Genomic DNA, 17,041 nt, shown 5'->3' with positions numbered 1-17,041 from the left:
ATCGAGCGATCGCCCCGTTGAATCCTTCCGCTAGCTTCGCCAATCTGTTCTGCCAATTTGTACAGATAGCCAATTTGTACAGATAAACGATCGCGACTCCCAGCGGAGTCTAGCTGTATACCACCCTAATATCTGTCGGCAAAAGTGGGGGAGGAACGTCATATTTTTTTGTGGCGCTGGGTGTTGGGCGACATTTCTCCTCATGGGGAGGATGCGCTACAGTCTTTACGCAGATTACGCATTACAAATTACGCATTGCAGATTACGCATTGCAAATTACGCACGCAAATTACGCACGCAGATACCCATTGCACAGTGACCTTCGCAGGAGCAGCGGCATGACATCCCACTCTTCTAAAGCTGAAGTCCAGCGGCTCGATGCCGCCAACGCGAAAACTGCCGCCTGGAAAAAATGGGGCCCCTATCTCAGCGAGCGGCAGTGGGGCACGGTGCGCGAAGACTATAGCCAGACGGGGGATGCTTGGGGCTATTTCAGCCACGACCAAGCGCGATCGCGGGCCTATCGCTGGGGCGAAGACGGGTTGGGCGGCATTTCCGACGATCAGCAGCAGGTTTGCTTTGGGCTGGCGCTGTGGAACGGGCAGGATGCGATTTTGAAAGAGCGGCTGTTTGGGCTGACCAACAGCGAAGGCAACCACGGCGAAGACGTGAAGGAGTATTACTTCTATCTCGACAGCACGCCGACGCATTCCTATATGAACTTTCTCTACAAATATCCGCAGGCGGCCTTTCCCTACGGGGATCTGGTGCAGACCAATCGCCACCGCAGCCGCCTGGAATTGGAATACGAGCTGATTGACACGGGCGTATTTGATGAGCAGCGCTATTTTGATGTGTTTGTGGAATACGCCAAGGCGACCCCAGAGGAACTGCTGATCAAAATTACGGTGCAGAATCGCGGGCCTGAAGCGGCGACGCTACATGTTTTGCCGACCCTGTGGTTTCGCAACACTTGGGACTGGTTTCCCGAATCGCCGCCCAAGCCCCGCCTTCATCAACTGAATGGGCAGGCGATCGCCGCTCTGCATCCAGACCTGGGAACGCGCTACCTGTATAGCGATCGCCCCGTTTCCGCCCTGTTTACCGAAAATGAAACTAATCAAGAGCGTGTGTTTGGTTTGCCCAACGCCTCGCCCTACGTGAAAGATGCGTTTCACCGCTACGTGATCAGCGGCGACGTGGAGGCGGTCAATCCTGAGAAAACGGGCACTAAGGCGGCATTTCACTATGTCCTGGAGATTCCAGCCGGGGGTGCGGAGATGATCCAGCTAAAACTGGGCGATCGCCCGCTAGAACCAGCGTCGATTGGGTTTGGCCCAGCGTTTGACGAACTCATGCACACTCGCATCGCAGAAGCAGACGAATTCTATGCCGAGATTATTCCCGAATCCATGTCGGACGATCAGCGCAACGTGATGCGGCAGGCATTCGCGGGGATGCTCTGGACAAAGCAATATTACTATTACCCCGTGCGGGCCTGGCTGCATGACGAAATCTTGCCGCCCGACTGCAAGGTACGGATTCCCTCGCGGAACCGTGAGTGGTTTCATCTGGAGAGCGCAGATATCTTATCTATGCCCGACAAATGGGAATATCCCTGGTTTGCGGCGTGGGATTTGGCGTTCCATACGCTGGTGCTGGCGGCGGTGGATATGGAGTTTGCCAAAGACCAACTGCGGCTGATGACCCATCAGGTTTATCTGCACCCCAATGGGCAAATTCCCGCCTATGAGTGGAACTTTAGCGACGTGAATCCGCCCGTCCACTGCACGGCGACCTGGCAGGTGTATCTGATCGACAAGGCGCGGAACCACGGCAAGGGCGATCGCCCGTTTTTGGAAAGTATGTTCCACAAGCTGCTGATGAACTTTACCTGGTGGGTCAACCGCAAAGATTCCTCTGGCAACAATGTCTTTGAGGGCGGCTTTTTGGGGCTGGACAATATCGGCGTGTTTGACCGCAGCGCCCCGCTACCCACAGGCGGCACGCTAGAACAAGCCGACGGCACAGGCTGGATGGCCATGTTCTGCCTGGATATGCTGTCGATCGCCCTAGAACTGTCTACCGAAAACCAGGTTTACGAAGAACTGGCCTGCAAGTTTTACGAGCATTTCATGTATATTGCTGGTTCGATGGATCGCATCGGGCAAAACGACGATGAGCTATGGGACGAAGACGACGGCTTCTATTACGACGTGCTGCGGTTTCCCAACGGCTACGCCACGCGCCTCAAAGTGCGATCGATGGTGGGGCTGATTCCGCTGTTTGCCTCGTCTGTTTTTGATGAAGGTATTCTCAAAAAGCTGCCTGTGTTTGCGGCTCACGTTGCCCGGTTTACCCAGGAATATGCCAAGCATTTGGACAACCTTAGCGATCCGCGCAAACTCGGCGTTGCGGGTCGTCACCTGCTGTCTCCCGTGAGCGAGGACAAGCTCCGCCGCATTTTGCAGAGAATGCTGGATGAATCGGAGTTTCTCAGCGACTATGGCATTCGCGCCCTGTCTCGCTATCACAAAGACCATCCCTACATCTTCAACGTAGGCAGCACGCCCTATCGGGTGGACTACGAGCCAGCAGAGTCTTCGACGAACCTGTTTGGCGGCAACTCCAACTGGCGCGGGCCCATCTGGATGCCCGTGAATTCGCTGATTACTCAATCGCTCCGCAAGATGTATGCCTACTATGGCGACGATTTTAAGGCCGAGTGCCCCACCGGATCGGGCAACTGGCTGACGCTGTGGGACATTGCCAACGAAATTGACCTGCGTCTCAGCCGCATTTTTCTCCGCAACGAGCAGGGAGAGCGTCCGGTCTATGGCGAGACTTCGATATTTCAGAATGATCCGCACTGGCGCGACCTGATGTTGTTTTACGAATACTTCCACGGCGACAATGGCGCGGGCATCGGCGCAAGCCACCAGACAGGCTGGACAGGTTTGGTTGCCCGACTGATGACGATGCCTTCGACCAAGAATCCTCAAGAAGTGCTGGAACACGGTTTCTTAACCGTGACGCTGGATAAGGAGGGCGTTGCCTGACCCCAGCGCCGATCGAGTGGGGATTGAACCTCTTGTGTGAACCATTGGGCGGCACCGCTGCCCGACGATTCACGCTCTCAGAAAAGCATTCATGAGGTCTATTGTTTTTTGGGATTATCTTTTGGGGATTTTCGGGATTTTGGGGTGGATCAGGATGATGCGTTGGCCGATGCGCCAGAGTCGCTGTTGGGATGGCGCTGGCTCACCTGCTCGACAAAAAACTCTTCGAGCGATCGCCGCGCCAGGTTCATCCCCACCAACTGCCCGCGCATTAGCTCCAGACTGGCGATAAAGTCCTGCGGGTGGCCGTGCAAATGCCCCTGCCACAGCCCCTCTTTGAATTCCAGATCGGGAATCCACTGCTGCAAAACGTTGGGCGTGCTGCCGCTGACTTTGACGAAATAGCGGTCGGCGGTGCCCAGTAGTTCTGTCAGCGTGCCGATGGCAATGAGTTCGCCTTGGCACAGGATGGCAATGCGATCGCACACCTTTTCTACATCAGACAGGACATGGCTATTAAAGAAAATCGTTTTGCCCTGGTCTTTCAGCAGTTGGATAATTTCGCGGATTTGGTAGCGGCCGAGCGGGTCTAGCCCCGACATCGGCTCGTCTAAAAACACCACTTCGGGATTGTTGATTAGCGCCTGAGCCATGCCAACTCGCTGCAACATGCCCTTGGAGTATTGCCGAAGCTGCTTTTTCTCCGCAGCAGCCCGCGACAGCCCCACTAGGTCAATCAGTTCGGGAATGCGCTTGCGCTGCACGTCGGCGGGAATCTGGAACAGCCCAGCGGCATATTGCAAAAACTCGCGCCCGGTCAGGTAGTCGTAGAAGTAGGGATTTTCCGGCAGATAGCCGACTCGCTGCTTGACAGAGCGATCGCCCAGCGGCTTGCCCAGCAGCAGCCCGCGCCCCGCCGTGGGTCGAATAATGCCCAGCAAAATTTTCAGCAGCGTCGTTTTGCCTGCGCCGTTTTGCCCCAGCAGCCCGAAGGTTTCCCCTTCGTAGATTTGCAGCGAACAGTCTTTGAGGGTCGAAATTTTTTGGTTGAGCCAGAAGCCCGTGCGATAGACCTTGCGGAGATGAGAGGTCAGCACGACCGCAGGGCGATCGCTAGGACTAGACAAGGCAGCAGGAGGAGACGAATCCATCGGAATAGCTGAGGGGACGGCATCTGCAAGAAGCTGTACTCAATCTTAGACCAGGACAGGGGTGGTGAACCCTCCCGCATATCTTCCAGAGAACCTTCTAGAAAATGCAGGAAAATGGGATGGTTTTGCAAATATTTTGCGAAAAAGCTTGTAGCTCAAGCAGATTTAAATCCTACCCTGGGGTATTGTGCAAACATCAGCGCTACTGTTAGGGCCATCGTAGCAACGGATGGCGATCGCCCAAGTCTTGCTTCAAGCTCTGCGGATGATCGGGCGATTAGCCTGCGGCTGGCTGAGTTTGACCACACGCCCCAACGCTTACCTTCTATAAAAATCTGTGACCCTTCCCGCCCGATCGGTGATTTCCCCCCGCCCTCTCCGATTCGCACAGCTCAGTTTCGCCTATGTTTGGAAACAGGGCGCTGTTGCTGTTGCGTACTACGCTGCGGCTCAGTTTTCAATTGCCTACGCCACACTGCCCGACGCTGCCTCCACGCCCGTCTGGTTTGCAGGGGGCATTGCGGTGGGGGCGATGCTCGCCTACGGAGTCGAACTTTGGCTTGGCATCTTTGCCAGCATTCTGGTGCTGGAGTTTATCTTCTTTAAGGGTTGGGAAAGTACCAACAGCCTAATGCTGGCGATCGCCGTCACCTTCATCGCCACGCTGGGCAAGGTCATTGCGGCAGTGTGGAGCGATCGCCTCACCCAATCCCGCTCTCCCCTAGACTCGCCGGCCGATGTGGTGCGGTTTATCCTGGCGGCGTTTCTCAGCCATCTGCCGATTGGGATGCTCTGCGCGGCGCTGGTTTGCAACTTTGGCAAAGCGCCCTGGGCCGCCTATCGCCAGATCTTTATCACCTGGTGGCTAAGCGATGCCTTTGGAATCGTCCTGGTGGCTCCGCTGCTGTTGGCCTGGAGCAGCACGCGATCGCTCGATTTGTTCCAGTTTCGCAACGCTATCCGGCAGCACTGGCTAGAAGCAGCCGTTATGGTGGTGCTGGTGATTGGCATCAGCGAAGTGGCGCTGGTGGGCAAATACCCTGTGGAGTATCTGCTGATTCCGGTGATTGTGTGGGCGGCGTTTCGGTTTCGGTCGCCGGGAGCCACGCTGGTGATGGTGCTGCTGTCGCTGCTGGCGGTGATTAGCACGGCAAAGGGCCTGGGTTCCTTTGCCCGCAGTTCGATGAACGAGTCGCTGCTGGTGCTTCAGTCGTGCATCGCGGCGATCGCCCTGACGACGCTGCTCCTGTGCGCCGTGCTGTACCAAAACGACCAGTCCAAACAAGCGCTGCGAGACGCAAATCATAGCCTGGAAGACCGGGTGCAGCAGCGCACAGCAGAACTGGCCCAAGCCAACGCGGCAATTGTGGATTTGAACGAGCGGCTCAAGCAAGAAAACCTGCGAATGGCAGCCGAGCTGGACGTGGTGCGCCAGATTCAGGGCCTGATCCTGCCCACGCCAGAGGAACTGAGCGCAATTCAAACGCTGGACGTGTCTGCCTTGACTGACCTGACCGATGAAGACAGCACCGACTATTTTGACGTGGTGGAAACCGACGGCATCGTTACCCTCAGCATTGGCATCGTGGGCGGGCGCGGCCTGGAAAGCGGCGTGCTGATGCTGATGGTGCAGACGGCCGTGCGGACGCTGGCAGAATTGCGCGATCGCAGTTCGGTGCGCTTTTTGCAAACGCTGAACCGGACGCTGTATAAGAACATCGAGCGCCTCAGCGCCCAGCGGCAGCAGCTGACCCTGGCCGTGCTGAATTATCTCAACGGCAGCCTCAGCGTCAGCGGGCAGCATGAAGATCTTGTGGTGGTGCGGGCTTCGGGGCGCGTCGAGCGGGTCAGCATGACCGAGCTGATTCTGCCGCTGGGGCTGGAGTTTGACATCACCGCCTTCACCAAACGCGCCTCCGTTGAACTGCAACCGGGCGACGGCATTGTGCTATATACCAGCAGCCTGCCCAGCGCCCTAGATGAAAATGGCGTGATGTATGGTCTTGATCGCCTATATCGCGTCGTGGGTCAGCATTGGGCCCAGCCAGCCAGCGCGGTTCACCGAGCCGTCATTCAGGACGTGCGCCAGCACATGGGGCAGGAAAACGTGCTGGATAATCTGTCGCTGCTGGTCTTGAAGCGCCGCCTGTAGGTCAATGCAGGGCCGCTGAGCGGTAAAATAGGCGATCGCTGTGCGTCTCCATCCAGCGCCCAGACCAAATCCCTAATCTCTAAACCCAGACTCCTGAACTATGACCCAGACCTACCGCATCACCCTCCTCCCTGGCGACGGCATCGGCCCCGAAATCATTGCGGTGGCGGTCGATTTGCTAAAAAAAGTGGGGCAACAGCTTGACCTCCGCTTCGAGTTTCAGGAGGCGCTGCTGGGTGGGGCGGCCATCGACGCAACGGGGAGTCCCCTCCCTGCGGACACGCTGGAACTCTGCAAAAACAGCGATGCCGTGCTGCTGGCGGCGATTGGCGGCTACCAGTGGGACACGCTGCCCAACGACCAGCGGCCGGAACGCGGCCTGCTGGGGCTGCGGGCTGGGCTGGAACTGTTTGCCAACCTGCGCCCCGCTAGCATTTTGCCGCAACTGGTCGATGCCTCCAGCCTCAAGCGCGAGGTGGTGGACGGCGTGGACATTATGGTGGTGCGAGAGCTAACGGGCGGTATTTACTTTGGGCAGCCGCGGGGCATCTTTACCAGCGAAACGGGCGAACGGCGCGGTGTAAACACGATGGTCTACACCGAGTCGGAAGTGGAGCGGATTGGGCGCGTCGCCTTTGAAGCCGCCCGCAAGCGCCGCAAACAGCTCTGCTCCGTAGATAAATCCAATGTGCTGGAAGTCTCGCAACTGTGGCGCGACACGATCACGAAACTGGCGGCCGACTATCCCGACGTGGAGCTAACCCATATGTACGTGGACAATGCGGCCATGCAGCTTTTGCGAAACCCCAAGCAGTTCGACACGATTGTTACGGGCAACCTGTTTGGCGATATTCTTTCCGACGCGGCGGCCATGCTGACGGGCAGTATCGGCATGTTGCCGTCTGCCAGCCTTGGCTCCTCCGGCCCCGGCCTGTTTGAACCCGTCCACGGCTCTGCCCCGGATATCGCAGGTCAGGACAAGGCCAATCCTCTGGCGCAAGTGCTGAGCGCGGCGATGATGCTGCGTTATGGGCTGAACGAACCGCAGGCGGGCGATCGCCTCGAACGGGCCGTCCTTAAAGTCCTCGACCAAGGCTACCGCACGGGCGATATTATGTCCGACGGCATGACCCTGGTGGGCTGCAAGGCGATGGGCGAGGCGTTGCTGGCGGCGCTGGAAGACTAGCAGGTTGCCCTCATCCCCCAACCCCTTTTCCCAAGTCGCAAGCAGGGGAGTAAGGGGAAGGCTTGAAGTCCCTCTGTCGCTCTGGGAGAGGGATTAAGGGTGAGGGGAATCAGCAACGTTGCACATCCCGTTGCTTAATCCGGCAGCGTCAGGGCCAACTGGTAGAGGTCGCGGCGGGGGAGTTGGGTCTGCTGGGCAAGCTGGCGGCTGGCCTGGGAGCGGGAGAGTCCTTGCTGCATCAGAGCAGCAAGTTCGGCTTTGAGGGCGGCTTCCGACAAAACGACGGGGGCGGCTATGCTGCCGGCCAGCAGGACGGTGTATTCGCCCTGGGGGTCGCGGGTTTCGTGGTGGGCGATCGCCTCCTGCACCGTGCCGCGCCAAAATTCTTCGTGCAGTTTGGTCAGCTCCCGCGCCAGCACAATGGGGCGATCGCCGCCAAAGGTTTCCGAAAAATCCGTCAGGGTTTGCCGCAGGCGGTGGGGCGACTCGTAAAACACCAGCGTTCGTGATTCGGACTGGAGCGCAGCGAGGCGATCGCGCCGCTCTTTCCCCTTGGCCGGCAAAAATCCCTCAAACACAAACCGATCGGTGGGCAGTCCAGCGGCACTGAGGGCCGTCACCACGGCGCTGGCTCCCGGAATCGGCACCACGGGAATCCCTGCCTCGACGCAGGCCGCCACCAGTTCATAGCCCGGATCGGAAATTCCCGGCATTCCGGCATCGCTGACCAGCGCGATGGACTTTCCCTGCTTTAGGCGGGCAAGCAGTTCCGGCAGGCGGCTGGTGCGGTTGTGGTCGTGATAGCTGATCTGCGGCGTGGTGATCTGGAAATGCTGGAGCAGCTTGCCCGTGTGGCGGGTGTCTTCGGCGGCGATCGCCTCCACCTCCCGCAAAATCCGCACTGCCCGAAAGGTCATGTCTTCCAAATTCCCGATGGGCGTAGCGACGACGTAGAGCATTTTAGAAATTTCAAAGGCAATCTGGGTCAGCGACTCGCACCGAGCTAGTTTCAATCTAAGCCAACCCCGGCGGTAGGGGTTCTCCGCAGCGCTGATGCACAGTGGCGATTTTCTCAAATAGCCAGGGATGGGCCGTCCGATAGTGGGGCAGCAGGGCCAGCGGACTGAGCAGGGCCGCGGTGGTCAGGTCGGCGGCGGTGATCTGGCTTCCCACCCAATACTCGCGGTCTTTCCAGTGCTGCTGGAGGTAGTGGAGGGCATCGGCCAGGCGATCGCCCGCCAGCCTGACCCGCGCTGCATTCATGCCATACTGGCGGCGCACGATGGCAATCACGGCCTGGCTCATCAGCGACGGGTCGATGGACTTGCCCGCGCCCGCACGATAGTCGTAGTAAACAAAGCGGGTGGCAACGCCGATGCTCTCGTCGAGCCAGTCTTCAAGCTGCTTCACCTGGCTGCGCTGAACCGGATCGGCGGGATAGAGCGGCGGGTCGGGCTGGTGCTGGTCGAGAAATTCAAAAATGTGGCTAGAGTCGGCGATCGCCCTTGGCTGCCCCTCTAGCTCTGGCAGCAGCACAGGCACGGTGGTAGTCCCCGTCAGCGGCTTTAGCTTCAGCGCGTGCAGCCCCGGAGTCAGATTTTCCACCGTAAACGGCAGTTGCTTATAGCCCAGCGCCAGCCGAGCTTTGCGGCAATAGTGGGAGGTGCTGAATTGCAGCAGGTGCATGGGTCTTGGGCCAATAAAAATCCACGGCAGATGCCTCTCTCAGCATACGCGCATTGGAATACACGCATTGCCCTAATTCCAGAGGGGCGATCGCCGTGGATGGCTGATCGAGATGAAAGTCAGGTGAATGAAGCTAGAACACGAGAATGCGCTGAGTTAGCCAATACCAGCGATAGGCAGCCAAGCGATGAGTCAACAGTGAATGCGAAACGGCGAATGCGAAACGGCAGGCTAACTCCCAACAAACTACGGCGTGGTCGTTGGCGAAGGCGCGGGCGACTCGGTGCCAGCGGGCGACTCGGTGCCAGCAGGCTCACTGCCACCACCGCAAGCACCCAGCATAGCTGCCAAACCCAGCGTGCAGACCAAAGCAACTAGCTTCTTGTACATTCGTAGCTCCTCATTCGTAGGGGTTTAAGTGTATAGAAAAACATCCGAGAGGCTCGGAAGCAAAGCACTGTCTGCGTTTCAGACAGTCGGCACTTTACCGCAGGTGAATGAACAAAAACGAGCCAAATCAGTTCTATCAGATCCCGTGAACAATGTGTCTCAGCCAACAATCAGAGGTTTTAATCGGTCGCAGGGCATAACTTCGGGTTGCCCCATCACTTGAATATTTCAGGTGAATATTTCAGGTGAATACTTCAGGCTGTCTTGGCTGGATCGATTCCAGCCCGTTTTGGGAACGCTGAAGGCAGTCGCTGGCAACCGAATGACCCAAAGCGACCCACATTCAAGTTCTGCCTCAAGCTGTTTCGGTCTGGCCAGCCATCCTCCAGCAAACAAGCTTTAGAAAATGGCGAAAACGGTTCCAGACCTTCCCAGCTTGCATAAGATGTAAGGCAGATATCAGGTATCGCTTCCTTCACGAGTTCCCTGGACAGCATGGCACGGACGGGTGGATCATCGCGCACAAACCCAGCAAAGAAATCCCGGCTTCCCTCCGGGCGGACGCTGCTGCAATGGCTCAACCTGCGGCCAGAGGAAAGCGAGCGCACCTTTTTGATGTTTGCCTTCTACACCGCCACGTCGATTGGCGTGCTGTGGCTAGAGGTCAGCATTGCCGCCCTATTTTTGGATGAATATGGCGCAAACTCGCTGCCCTGGATCTACATCGTCAGCGCAGGCATTGGCACGGTTCTGGGCTTCTTTTACTCGCTGCTGCAAAAGTTTCTGCCGCTGCGCCAGGTGATTGTGGTGATCGCGGTGCTGATGGCGCTGCCGCTGCCGCTGTTTCGGCTGGGGCTGGCGATGCCGCTGATGATGGGCTACAGCGTGTTTCTGATGCGGCTGTGGATGGAGGCGATTTATGTACTCAATGAGCTGACGACCTCGATCACGGCCAACCAGTTGTTCAACATTCGCGAAATCAAGCGAGCCTATCCCATGATTAGCAGCGGCGTGCTGCTGGCGGATGTGCTGAGCGGGCTGTCGCTGCCTGTGCTGCGATCGCTCGTGGGGCTAAATAACGTCGTGCTGCTAGCGGGGGCCATGCTGATGATCGGGGCAGGCATTCTCTATCGCCTCAGCCGCTCCTACAGCCAATTCTTCCCCGATTCGCCCCGGCGACTGCTGCAAGAACGCCAGCCCGACTTCACCACGCGCCGACTGCGGCGACCCCTCCAGCGGTATGTGGTTCTGCTGGTGGCGTTTTTTGTGATGGCGCAGGTGCTATGGCTGCTGCTGGATTTTCAATATCTGGCGCAGCTAGAGCGACGGGTCAGCGGCGAGCAGCTTGCCGACTTTTTGGCCTTTTTCAGCGCAATTTTGGGGACGTTTGAACTGCTGGTGCAGTGGTTTGTCTCCAGTCGGGCGATCGAGCGGTTGGGCGTGTTTGTGGTGACGATGGCCCTGCCTGCACTGATCTTCATCATCAGCCTGGTGTCGATGATGGGCTGGCTCAGCCTGTTTGTCGGTATGGTGATTTTGAAATTTGCCGATGAACTGCTGCGCTATACCGTGCTGGCCAGTACCGGCCCAATTCTGTTTCAGCCTGTGCCGGACAACGTTCGTAGCCGCGTACAGTCCATCGTGCGGGGCATTGCCGAGCCGTTTTCCTCTGGGCTGACGGGCGCGGGTATGTTAACGACGCTGTGGCTGTGCCAACACGTCTTCAGGGGCAGCGACCCGGTCGCGCTGCAAGATGCCGAAAGCCTGGTGTTCATGTTCCAGATTATGCTGTGCGGGGCGCTGTGGTTTGTGACGGTATGGCTGCTGCGATCGCGCTACGTCGATTTGCTCGTGATCAGTGCCGACCGGGGCGAACTCAGCCTGTCCGATGTGGATCTGCGGACATTTAAGCGGGCGGTAATCGAGGCGCTGGGCAAGGGAACCGATGCCGACAAGCAATCTTGCATTGAACTGCTCAGCCATATCGACCCGAAAGGCGTGGGCGAGGTGCTGGCTCCGATGCTGTCTGACTTTTCGCCCGCGCTCCAGCGCCAGAGCCTGCTGGTGATGACGGAAAACCCCAACCCGCTGTTTTTGCCACTGGTGCGATCGCTCATCGAACAACCACTGCCGCCCGATGTGCTTTCCATCGCCCTGCGCTATATCTGGCTGACGGACCCCGACCCCGATATCGAGCGGCTACGCCCCTACCTCAACCCGTCGGCTGATCCCGAAGTGCGGGGCACGGCGGCCTCCCTGATGCTGCGGCGGGGCACACTCGAACAGCGGGCCGAAGCCACCGACACGCTGCGGCGAATGCTGACCCACAAGCGCGAACGAGAGCGGGTGATGGGCTGTCGGGCCCTGGGCGAGGCGCTGTACCTGCAAGCTTTGCGAATCTACATCGAGCCATTGCTGCGGGACGAGTCGCTGCGGGTGCGCTGTGCCCTGCTAGAGGCGATCGCCGCCACCCGCACCGAAGAATACTACCCCTCGCTGCTGCGGGCGCTGCAATTCAAATCGACCCGCGAAGCCGCCATGCAGGCGCTGACTCGCCTGGGCGACGACGCAATTCCGCTGCTGATAGCGCTGGGCAAAGATATCTACAAACCCGAAATCATTCGCGCTTGCGCCTGGAAAACGCTGGGGCGCATTGGCACGCCCGACGCGGTTCGCGCCCTAGTTCGCAACCTGGAAACCGCCTGGGGGCCTAGCCGCCGCACCATTCTACGAACCCTCTTGAAAATTCCTAACGAAATTGGCATTGACGCAGCAGCCGACGAATTGGGGCGGAGTGGCGTAGAAGAATTGATCAACCTGGAGCTAATGCTGATTGGGCAGGTCTATGCCTGTCTACTGGATTTGCCGCCGGAGCGGGTGCCGGGGCAAACCGCCGACCTGCTGCGCCGCGCCCTCAGCGATTTGCAAGACGATGCCCGCCAGCGCCTCTTTTTGCTGATGCGACTGCTGTATCCCTCCAGCGCAATTCAGGCCGCCGCGTTTAACCTGCAATCCCATTCTTCGGAAAGCGTGGCGCGGGGGTTGGAAATTCTGGATAACACGCTCGATATCCAGAGCAAGCGGGCGCTGCTAAGCATTCTCGATAGCCGCCCCGATTTGGAAAAGCTGGAAAGCCTGGATGAGTTTGTGGACTATCAGCCCCTATCGCCGAGCGATCGCCTGCGATACCTGCTGGATCTGCGCCATTTTCTGTCCGATTGGGCCTTAGCTTGCAGCGTCCACGTCGCCCGTGAAAATCGCTGGAGCCTCACACCCGCTCAGATTATGGCCTGTCTGCAACATCCCACAGGGTTTGTGCGGGAGGCAGTGGTGGCCTATTTAGAAGTGGCCTCGCCGCGCACGCTGCGGGAGTTGCTACCTATGCTCCGCCGCGACCCCAATCGACTCGTCGCTGCCCAGGTCGAGCAACTGTTGCAGCGGTACAGCGCGGTTTCCACTCACAATGGCAACGGCAAGGTTCTCACCCATCCTGCAACACCGCCCGACCCACCGCCGCGTTTCAACCCACCCCGCCCGCCAGACCTGCCGATGGGCTGGGAGCCGACTTGACCGTTTCCAGGCAAAACTCGATGCGCAAACTGATTAGGCTCAGTGAGCCTAGCAAGTTTGAGTTCAGCAAATTTAGCGAGTTCAACCTTGGTTTCATGCGGTTCAATAGACGTTCATGCTTCTTTCCTTCATGGTTCTTTCATGTGTCTTTCATGGATCTTTCATGTTCATCGCTCTTCAATGAACGACTCGACGAGCGAGCCATCAGGCTGGCTCCGGCTGTAAATTTTCCTTTCGGTCGTGATTCAGCGAAATTTCTGGACAAAAGATGAATAGAATTCTCTGCATGGGCAACCTACGGATAGAACAGACAACACGCAGGGACTCACGCGCTGAGGACTGGGCATTTGGGAGCGGATGCTACAGGCTTTGGGTCGGGGTAGGGTTCACATTGGTATGCTGACGAGCGTTGATCGCCTTCTATTTGTGCGCGGTGTCCCCATTTTCAAAGAACTGCGGGACGACTTTTTGGTGCGCCTCGCTTCCATCATGGACGAGCAAGAATTTCCGCCGCAGCACACAATTGTCAGCCAGGGACAGGAGGGGCGATCGCTCTATATTTTGGTAAAAGGTAGTGTGCGCGTCCATGCGGACAACCAGGAAATTGCCCGGCTCGACAAGGGCGCGTGCTTCGGGGAAATGTCGGTGTTTGACGCGGAGCCGCGTTCTGCCTCTGTCACGACCATCGACCGCTGCGAGTGTCTGACGTTAACCCAGCAGCAGCTTTATGAGGCAATCGAAGAAACCCCCAGTATTGCTGTCAATATCATTCGTCTGCTGTCGCGCCGCATCCGCGAACAAAACCAGAAAATTAACAAACTCCAAAACGGCAGTATCAACCGTCGCCTGTCTGATGGAATCTATCAAAAACTGACTGGTGTTTGAGTCGGGACGCGGCACGAGGAGGCTGAGGGACGAGGTTAAGGGCGAGCGGACTGGCTAGATGACCCCCTAGATGGCTTGCCTAGATGACTTGCCTAGATGGCTTGCCTAGATGGCTTGCCTAGATGGCTTGCCTAGATTACGAAGTTCTGCGTGCTGAAGCTGGCGATCGACGTGTTGTTGATCTGGGCGATCGCCACGAAGTCTTTACCTTCGCCCGCACCATCGGAGTCGATCAGCACCTGAGTTGCAGTGCCCGCCTGCGCCAGCTTGACAAACTCCCGCAGTTGCTGGAACGGCGTGCCGCCTCCGCCAAACGCGGGCTGTTTGAAAATGCCCCGCAGGTCAATCACATCCAGTTGGCTAAAGCCCAGAATCGTGTCGATGCCTTCGTTGAGGCTATTGAATACGTACATATTCTTGCCGCCGCCGCCCGCCAGCGTGTCGTTTCCTAGCCCACCAATCAGCACGTCGTCGCCGGCCTGCCCAAACAGGCGATCGTCGCCTACGCCGCCTACAAGCTGGTCGCCGCCATTGCCGCCGCGTAGTACATCATTTCCTGCGCTGCCGCTGACTAAATCGTTGCCGCCCAGGGCCTTGACGGTATCGTTGCCGCCGCGAGCCAAAATGCGATCGCTCTTATTGCTTCCCTTGAGGCGATCGGCGCGGTTTGTCCCGTTAATCCGCTGCGGCCGCCTGCCCAGTTGGAACAGGACGGGCGTGCCCAACTCCCCATTTGGCGCAGGGGGAATATCCTCAGGCTGAGGGAATCTCAAGTCGTCGAAAGCCATTTGCCAAGTGTCGAAGGCGGCTTGTGCCAGCGGGTTGCCCGCCAGATCGGTGATGTCGTTGACATCCAGCGTCAGTTGATAGCGACCTGTTCGACCCGTTGAGAACTGTAGCCCGCGCAGGATAAAGGTCTGGTTGTCGATGGTGGACAGGGTTGCGGCCACCAGCGGGGCGATCGCCCCATCCCGGCTCAGCAGCAGGTCAGACAGGTCAAAATTGCGGACGACTTCGCTAAACCGAATCGTGATGGTATCCACCGCAATGCCAGGGCGCGGATCGGGTGTGACATCGACAATATCGGCTGTGGGTGCGGTTTTATCAATGGTGTAGCGGGGTGTTCCAGTAAACGGAGCCAGCAGCACGCCATCGTCCGCATCTTTAATCGTCTTGTCGTTTAGCACCCTCAGCCCCAGCGTGCCGCTGCCTGTGCCGGTGCTGACGGCAACGGTGAACGTATTGCCACCGCCCGCCACGCTGGTAATGGATGCATTGGCGATCGCCCCCGTGGTCACTAGTTCAAAGTCCGTAGGATCGACCCCCGTGACGGATTTGCTGAAGGTGACGGTGAACGAGACACTGCTGGCATTGGTAAGCGCGGGTGGGGCGATCGCCACCGACAGCACCTCCGGCGGCACGCGAAAGACCACGCCGCTGTTGCCGTAAATGTTATTGGTGCTAGGGTTGCTGCTGGCGCTATTGCCCCGTGCAAACAGGCCCGACGCGGTAATCGTGGGCAGCGTATCGGGCATGTTGGCATTGTTGCCGTTGGGGTTCGTCGTCCGATCTAGCGCAAAAATTGCGCCCCCCAGCCCGCTGCCGTTGCCGCCGGGCCCGGTTCCGCCCTGAGCGCGGTTATCCAAAAACAGGCTATCGGTAATCGTGAGCGAGCCAGAGCGGATAAAGATTGCGCCGCCAAAGCCCGCGCCGCCGCCCCCGCCGCCGCCAAAGCCGCCGCCGCCGCCAAAGCCGCCCGCGCTATTAAGTGAACCGCCGCCGCCCGCGCCGCCGCCAAAGCCGCCCGCCCCGCCCTGACTGCTGTTGTTGCCGCTAGCTGGAGAAGCTGCGCCGCCGCCGCCAAAGCCGCCATTGCCACCGTTGCCGCCGTTGTTGGTGGTGGAGCCGCCGCCGCCGCCGCCCCGCGCCAAAGCCGCCATTTGAGCCGCCGCCCCGCCCGTCAAGCCTGCACTGTCGCCACCGCGCCGCCGCTGGCACTGCTAAGGAACCGCTGGCTCCGGTGCTTTCTTCACCGCCCGCCCCGTCTGAACCACCGTTGCCCCGGGCGCCAAAGCCGCCGCCGCCCCGCGCCCCGCCGCCGACGCGATGCCGCCCGCGCCCCCCATGCCGCCGCCGCCGCGCCCTGCACCTGCCAACCCGTTGCCGCCGATCGCCTGGTTGTTGCTAAAGGTGACATTGGTGACTGTGACATCGCCGTTGTAGATCAGCAGTGCGCCGCCTAGTCCTGCGCCGCCGCCGGCCCCGTCGCCGCCCTGGGCCCGGCCATTTGTCAGGATTAAATTTTCCAGCGTTATCTGACCGCTTTCGATGAAGAAAATGCGGACATCGCCTTCATCGTTAATGCCGTTGCCATTGGCATCGCCGCTGAGCGTAATGCCCTCGCCGATGCCTCGAATCGTCAGGCTGACATCTTCTCGGATAAAAGGCAGAGCGCTAGTTAAAACAATGCTTTGCGTAATTCTGATTTCGTCTGCCTGGCCGTTGGAATTGGTGGAGTTAATGGCGGCAAGCAGTTTCTCAAAGGTATCTACGTTATCAATAACAGCCATGACTACTCTTGATTCCCAAAAATGAGTTGACGTGGAAGGGGTGAAAAAATTGCAGATATGGGTAGATACCGTCGATGCTCTAAGTCCGTCAATCACGGGTAAATGATCGCCCACACGCGCTTTTTAATAAGGCTTAATAAGGCTTATTAAGGCGTTTGTGAGGCTTTCCCAAACTTTACCCATGAGAAACAACCCCTCTATCTTGGAGATGGATGGGGTCATTTCACTTCAGGTGTTCAGCCCAGAGTTTTCGTCAGAAACTATCGCCAAAAAAGGCGATCGCCCCTGGAAACTGAGCGGATCTTAAAAATTAGAATTGGCAGGAGTCATCAACAGGGAGAAACCTTTACACGGTCTGATCTGTGAAGCAGTTCCTCACATCTAAGCGTAAG

General features: G+C 58.3%; 11 protein-coding genes. 5 read left to right on the top strand and 6 right to left on the bottom strand.

Translation table 11 applies throughout. The features are described 5' to 3' along the window. Nucleotides 1–338 precede the first annotated feature (338 nt). Complete coding sequence (locus HNI00_RS18520) at nt 339–3,059, top strand: MGH1-like glycoside hydrolase domain-containing protein (RefSeq protein ID WP_316788323.1); 2,721 nt, start codon at nt 339–341, stop codon at nt 3,057–3,059. Nucleotides 3,060–3,208: 149 nt separating this feature from the next. Here HNI00_RS18520 and HNI00_RS18515 read toward each other — a convergent pair whose 3' ends face one another. Then, a complete protein-coding gene (locus HNI00_RS18515; RefSeq protein ID WP_297078654.1) occupies nt 3,209–4,210 on the bottom strand; it encodes an ABC transporter ATP-binding protein in 1,002 nt (333 codons plus the stop codon). A gap of 337 nt (nt 4,211–4,547) precedes the next feature. On the opposite strand from HNI00_RS18515, the gene HNI00_RS18510 reads away from it, so the two are divergent. Together HNI00_RS18510 and leuB are read left to right on the top strand one after the other, a co-directional pair. After that, nucleotides 4,548–6,362 carry an MASE1 domain-containing protein gene (locus HNI00_RS18510; protein WP_316788321.1) on the top strand — a complete coding sequence of 605 codons (1,815 nt, stop codon included), beginning with the start codon at nt 4,548–4,550 and terminating at the stop codon, nt 6,360–6,362. A gap of 100 nt (nt 6,363–6,462) precedes the next feature. Beyond that, the gene (gene leuB, locus HNI00_RS18505) at nt 6,463–7,548 is read left to right on the top strand and encodes a 3-isopropylmalate dehydrogenase (RefSeq protein ID WP_316788319.1); all 1,086 of its coding nucleotides are present in this window, start codon (nt 6,463–6,465) and stop codon (nt 7,546–7,548) included. A 134-nt stretch (nt 7,549–7,682) separates the two neighbouring features. Here leuB and rsmI read toward each other — a convergent pair whose 3' ends face one another. The 3 genes from rsmI to HNI00_RS18490 all read right to left on the bottom strand — a co-directional run bounded on the left by rsmI (nt 7,683) and on the right by HNI00_RS18490 (nt 9,624). Then, on the bottom strand, nt 7,683–8,507 hold the full coding sequence (gene rsmI / locus HNI00_RS18500) for a 16S rRNA (cytidine(1402)-2'-O)-methyltransferase (RefSeq protein ID WP_420156394.1): 825 nt from the start codon (nt 8,505–8,507) through the stop codon (nt 7,683–7,685). Nucleotides 8,508–8,562: 55 nt separating this feature from the next. Beyond that, nucleotides 8,563–9,234 (bottom strand): glutathione S-transferase family protein, encoded by a 672-nt coding sequence (locus HNI00_RS18495; RefSeq protein ID WP_316788315.1) that lies wholly within the window; start codon nt 9,232–9,234, stop codon nt 8,563–8,565. Between the two features lie 246 nt (nt 9,235–9,480). Then, complete coding sequence (locus HNI00_RS18490; RefSeq protein ID WP_172355351.1) at nt 9,481–9,624, bottom strand: hypothetical protein; 144 nt, start codon at nt 9,622–9,624, stop codon at nt 9,481–9,483. Between the two features lie 495 nt (nt 9,625–10,119). Here HNI00_RS18490 and HNI00_RS18485 point away from each other — a divergent pair, with 495 nt between their 5' ends. After that, nucleotides 10,120–13,194 (top strand): HEAT repeat domain-containing protein, encoded by a 3,075-nt coding sequence (locus HNI00_RS18485; RefSeq protein ID WP_316788313.1) that lies wholly within the window; start codon nt 10,120–10,122, stop codon nt 13,192–13,194. Nucleotides 13,195–13,590: 396 nt separating this feature from the next. Next, a complete protein-coding gene (locus HNI00_RS18480; RefSeq protein WP_316788311.1) occupies nt 13,591–14,079 on the top strand; it encodes a Crp/Fnr family transcriptional regulator in 489 nt (162 codons plus the stop codon). A 131-nt stretch (nt 14,080–14,210) separates the two neighbouring features. Here HNI00_RS18480 and HNI00_RS18475 read toward each other — a convergent pair whose 3' ends face one another. Together HNI00_RS18475 and HNI00_RS18470 are read right to left on the bottom strand one after the other, a co-directional pair. After that, nucleotides 14,211–16,019 (bottom strand): calcium-binding protein, encoded by a 1,809-nt coding sequence (locus HNI00_RS18475; protein ID WP_316788309.1) that lies wholly within the window; start codon nt 16,017–16,019, stop codon nt 14,211–14,213. Nucleotides 16,020–16,079: 60 nt separating this feature from the next. Further along, on the bottom strand, nt 16,080–16,649 hold the full coding sequence (locus tag HNI00_RS18470) for a hypothetical protein (RefSeq protein ID WP_316788306.1): 570 nt from the start codon (nt 16,647–16,649) through the stop codon (nt 16,080–16,082). Nucleotides 16,650–17,041: the final 392 nt, after the last annotated feature.

Source organism: Thermoleptolyngbya oregonensis NK1-22 (genome assembly GCF_032705245.1).
GTDB classification, from domain to species: Bacteria; Cyanobacteriota; Cyanobacteriia; order Elainellales; family Elainellaceae; genus Thermoleptolyngbya; species Thermoleptolyngbya sichuanensis.
Note: the sequence above shows the minus strand (reverse complement) of the source record. Positions and strands in the feature narration are given on the sequence as shown.

What these genes read in the sequence shown, in the direction of transcription:
- HNI00_RS18475 (WP_316788309.1), bottom strand. Translation starts at nt 16,019, where the DNA reads ATGGCGGCTTTGGCGCGGGGCGGCGGCGGCGGCGGCTCCACCACCAAC.
- HNI00_RS18520 (WP_316788323.1), top strand. Translation starts at nt 339, where the DNA reads ATGACATCCCACTCTTCTAAAGCTGAAGTCCAGCGGCTCGATGCCGCC.
- HNI00_RS18495 (WP_316788315.1), bottom strand. Translation starts at nt 9,234, where the DNA reads ATGCACCTGCTGCAATTCAGCACCTCCCACTATTGCCGCAAAGCTCGG.
- HNI00_RS18515 (WP_297078654.1), bottom strand. Translation starts at nt 4,210, where the DNA reads ATGGATTCGTCTCCTCCTGCTGCCTTGTCTAGTCCTAGCGATCGCCCT.
- HNI00_RS18470 (WP_316788306.1), bottom strand. Translation starts at nt 16,649, where the DNA reads ATGGCTGTTATTGATAACGTAGATACCTTTGAGAAACTGCTTGCCGCC.
- HNI00_RS18490 (WP_172355351.1), bottom strand. Translation starts at nt 9,624, where the DNA reads ATGTACAAGAAGCTAGTTGCTTTGGTCTGCACGCTGGGTTTGGCAGCT.
- rsmI (WP_420156394.1), bottom strand. Translation starts at nt 8,507, where the DNA reads ATGCTCTACGTCGTCGCTACGCCCATCGGGAATTTGGAAGACATGACC.
- HNI00_RS18485 (WP_316788313.1), top strand. Translation starts at nt 10,120, where the DNA reads ATGGCACGGACGGGTGGATCATCGCGCACAAACCCAGCAAAGAAATCC.
- HNI00_RS18480 (WP_316788311.1), top strand. Translation starts at nt 13,591, where the DNA reads ATGCTGACGAGCGTTGATCGCCTTCTATTTGTGCGCGGTGTCCCCATT.
- leuB (WP_316788319.1), top strand. Translation starts at nt 6,463, where the DNA reads ATGACCCAGACCTACCGCATCACCCTCCTCCCTGGCGACGGCATCGGC.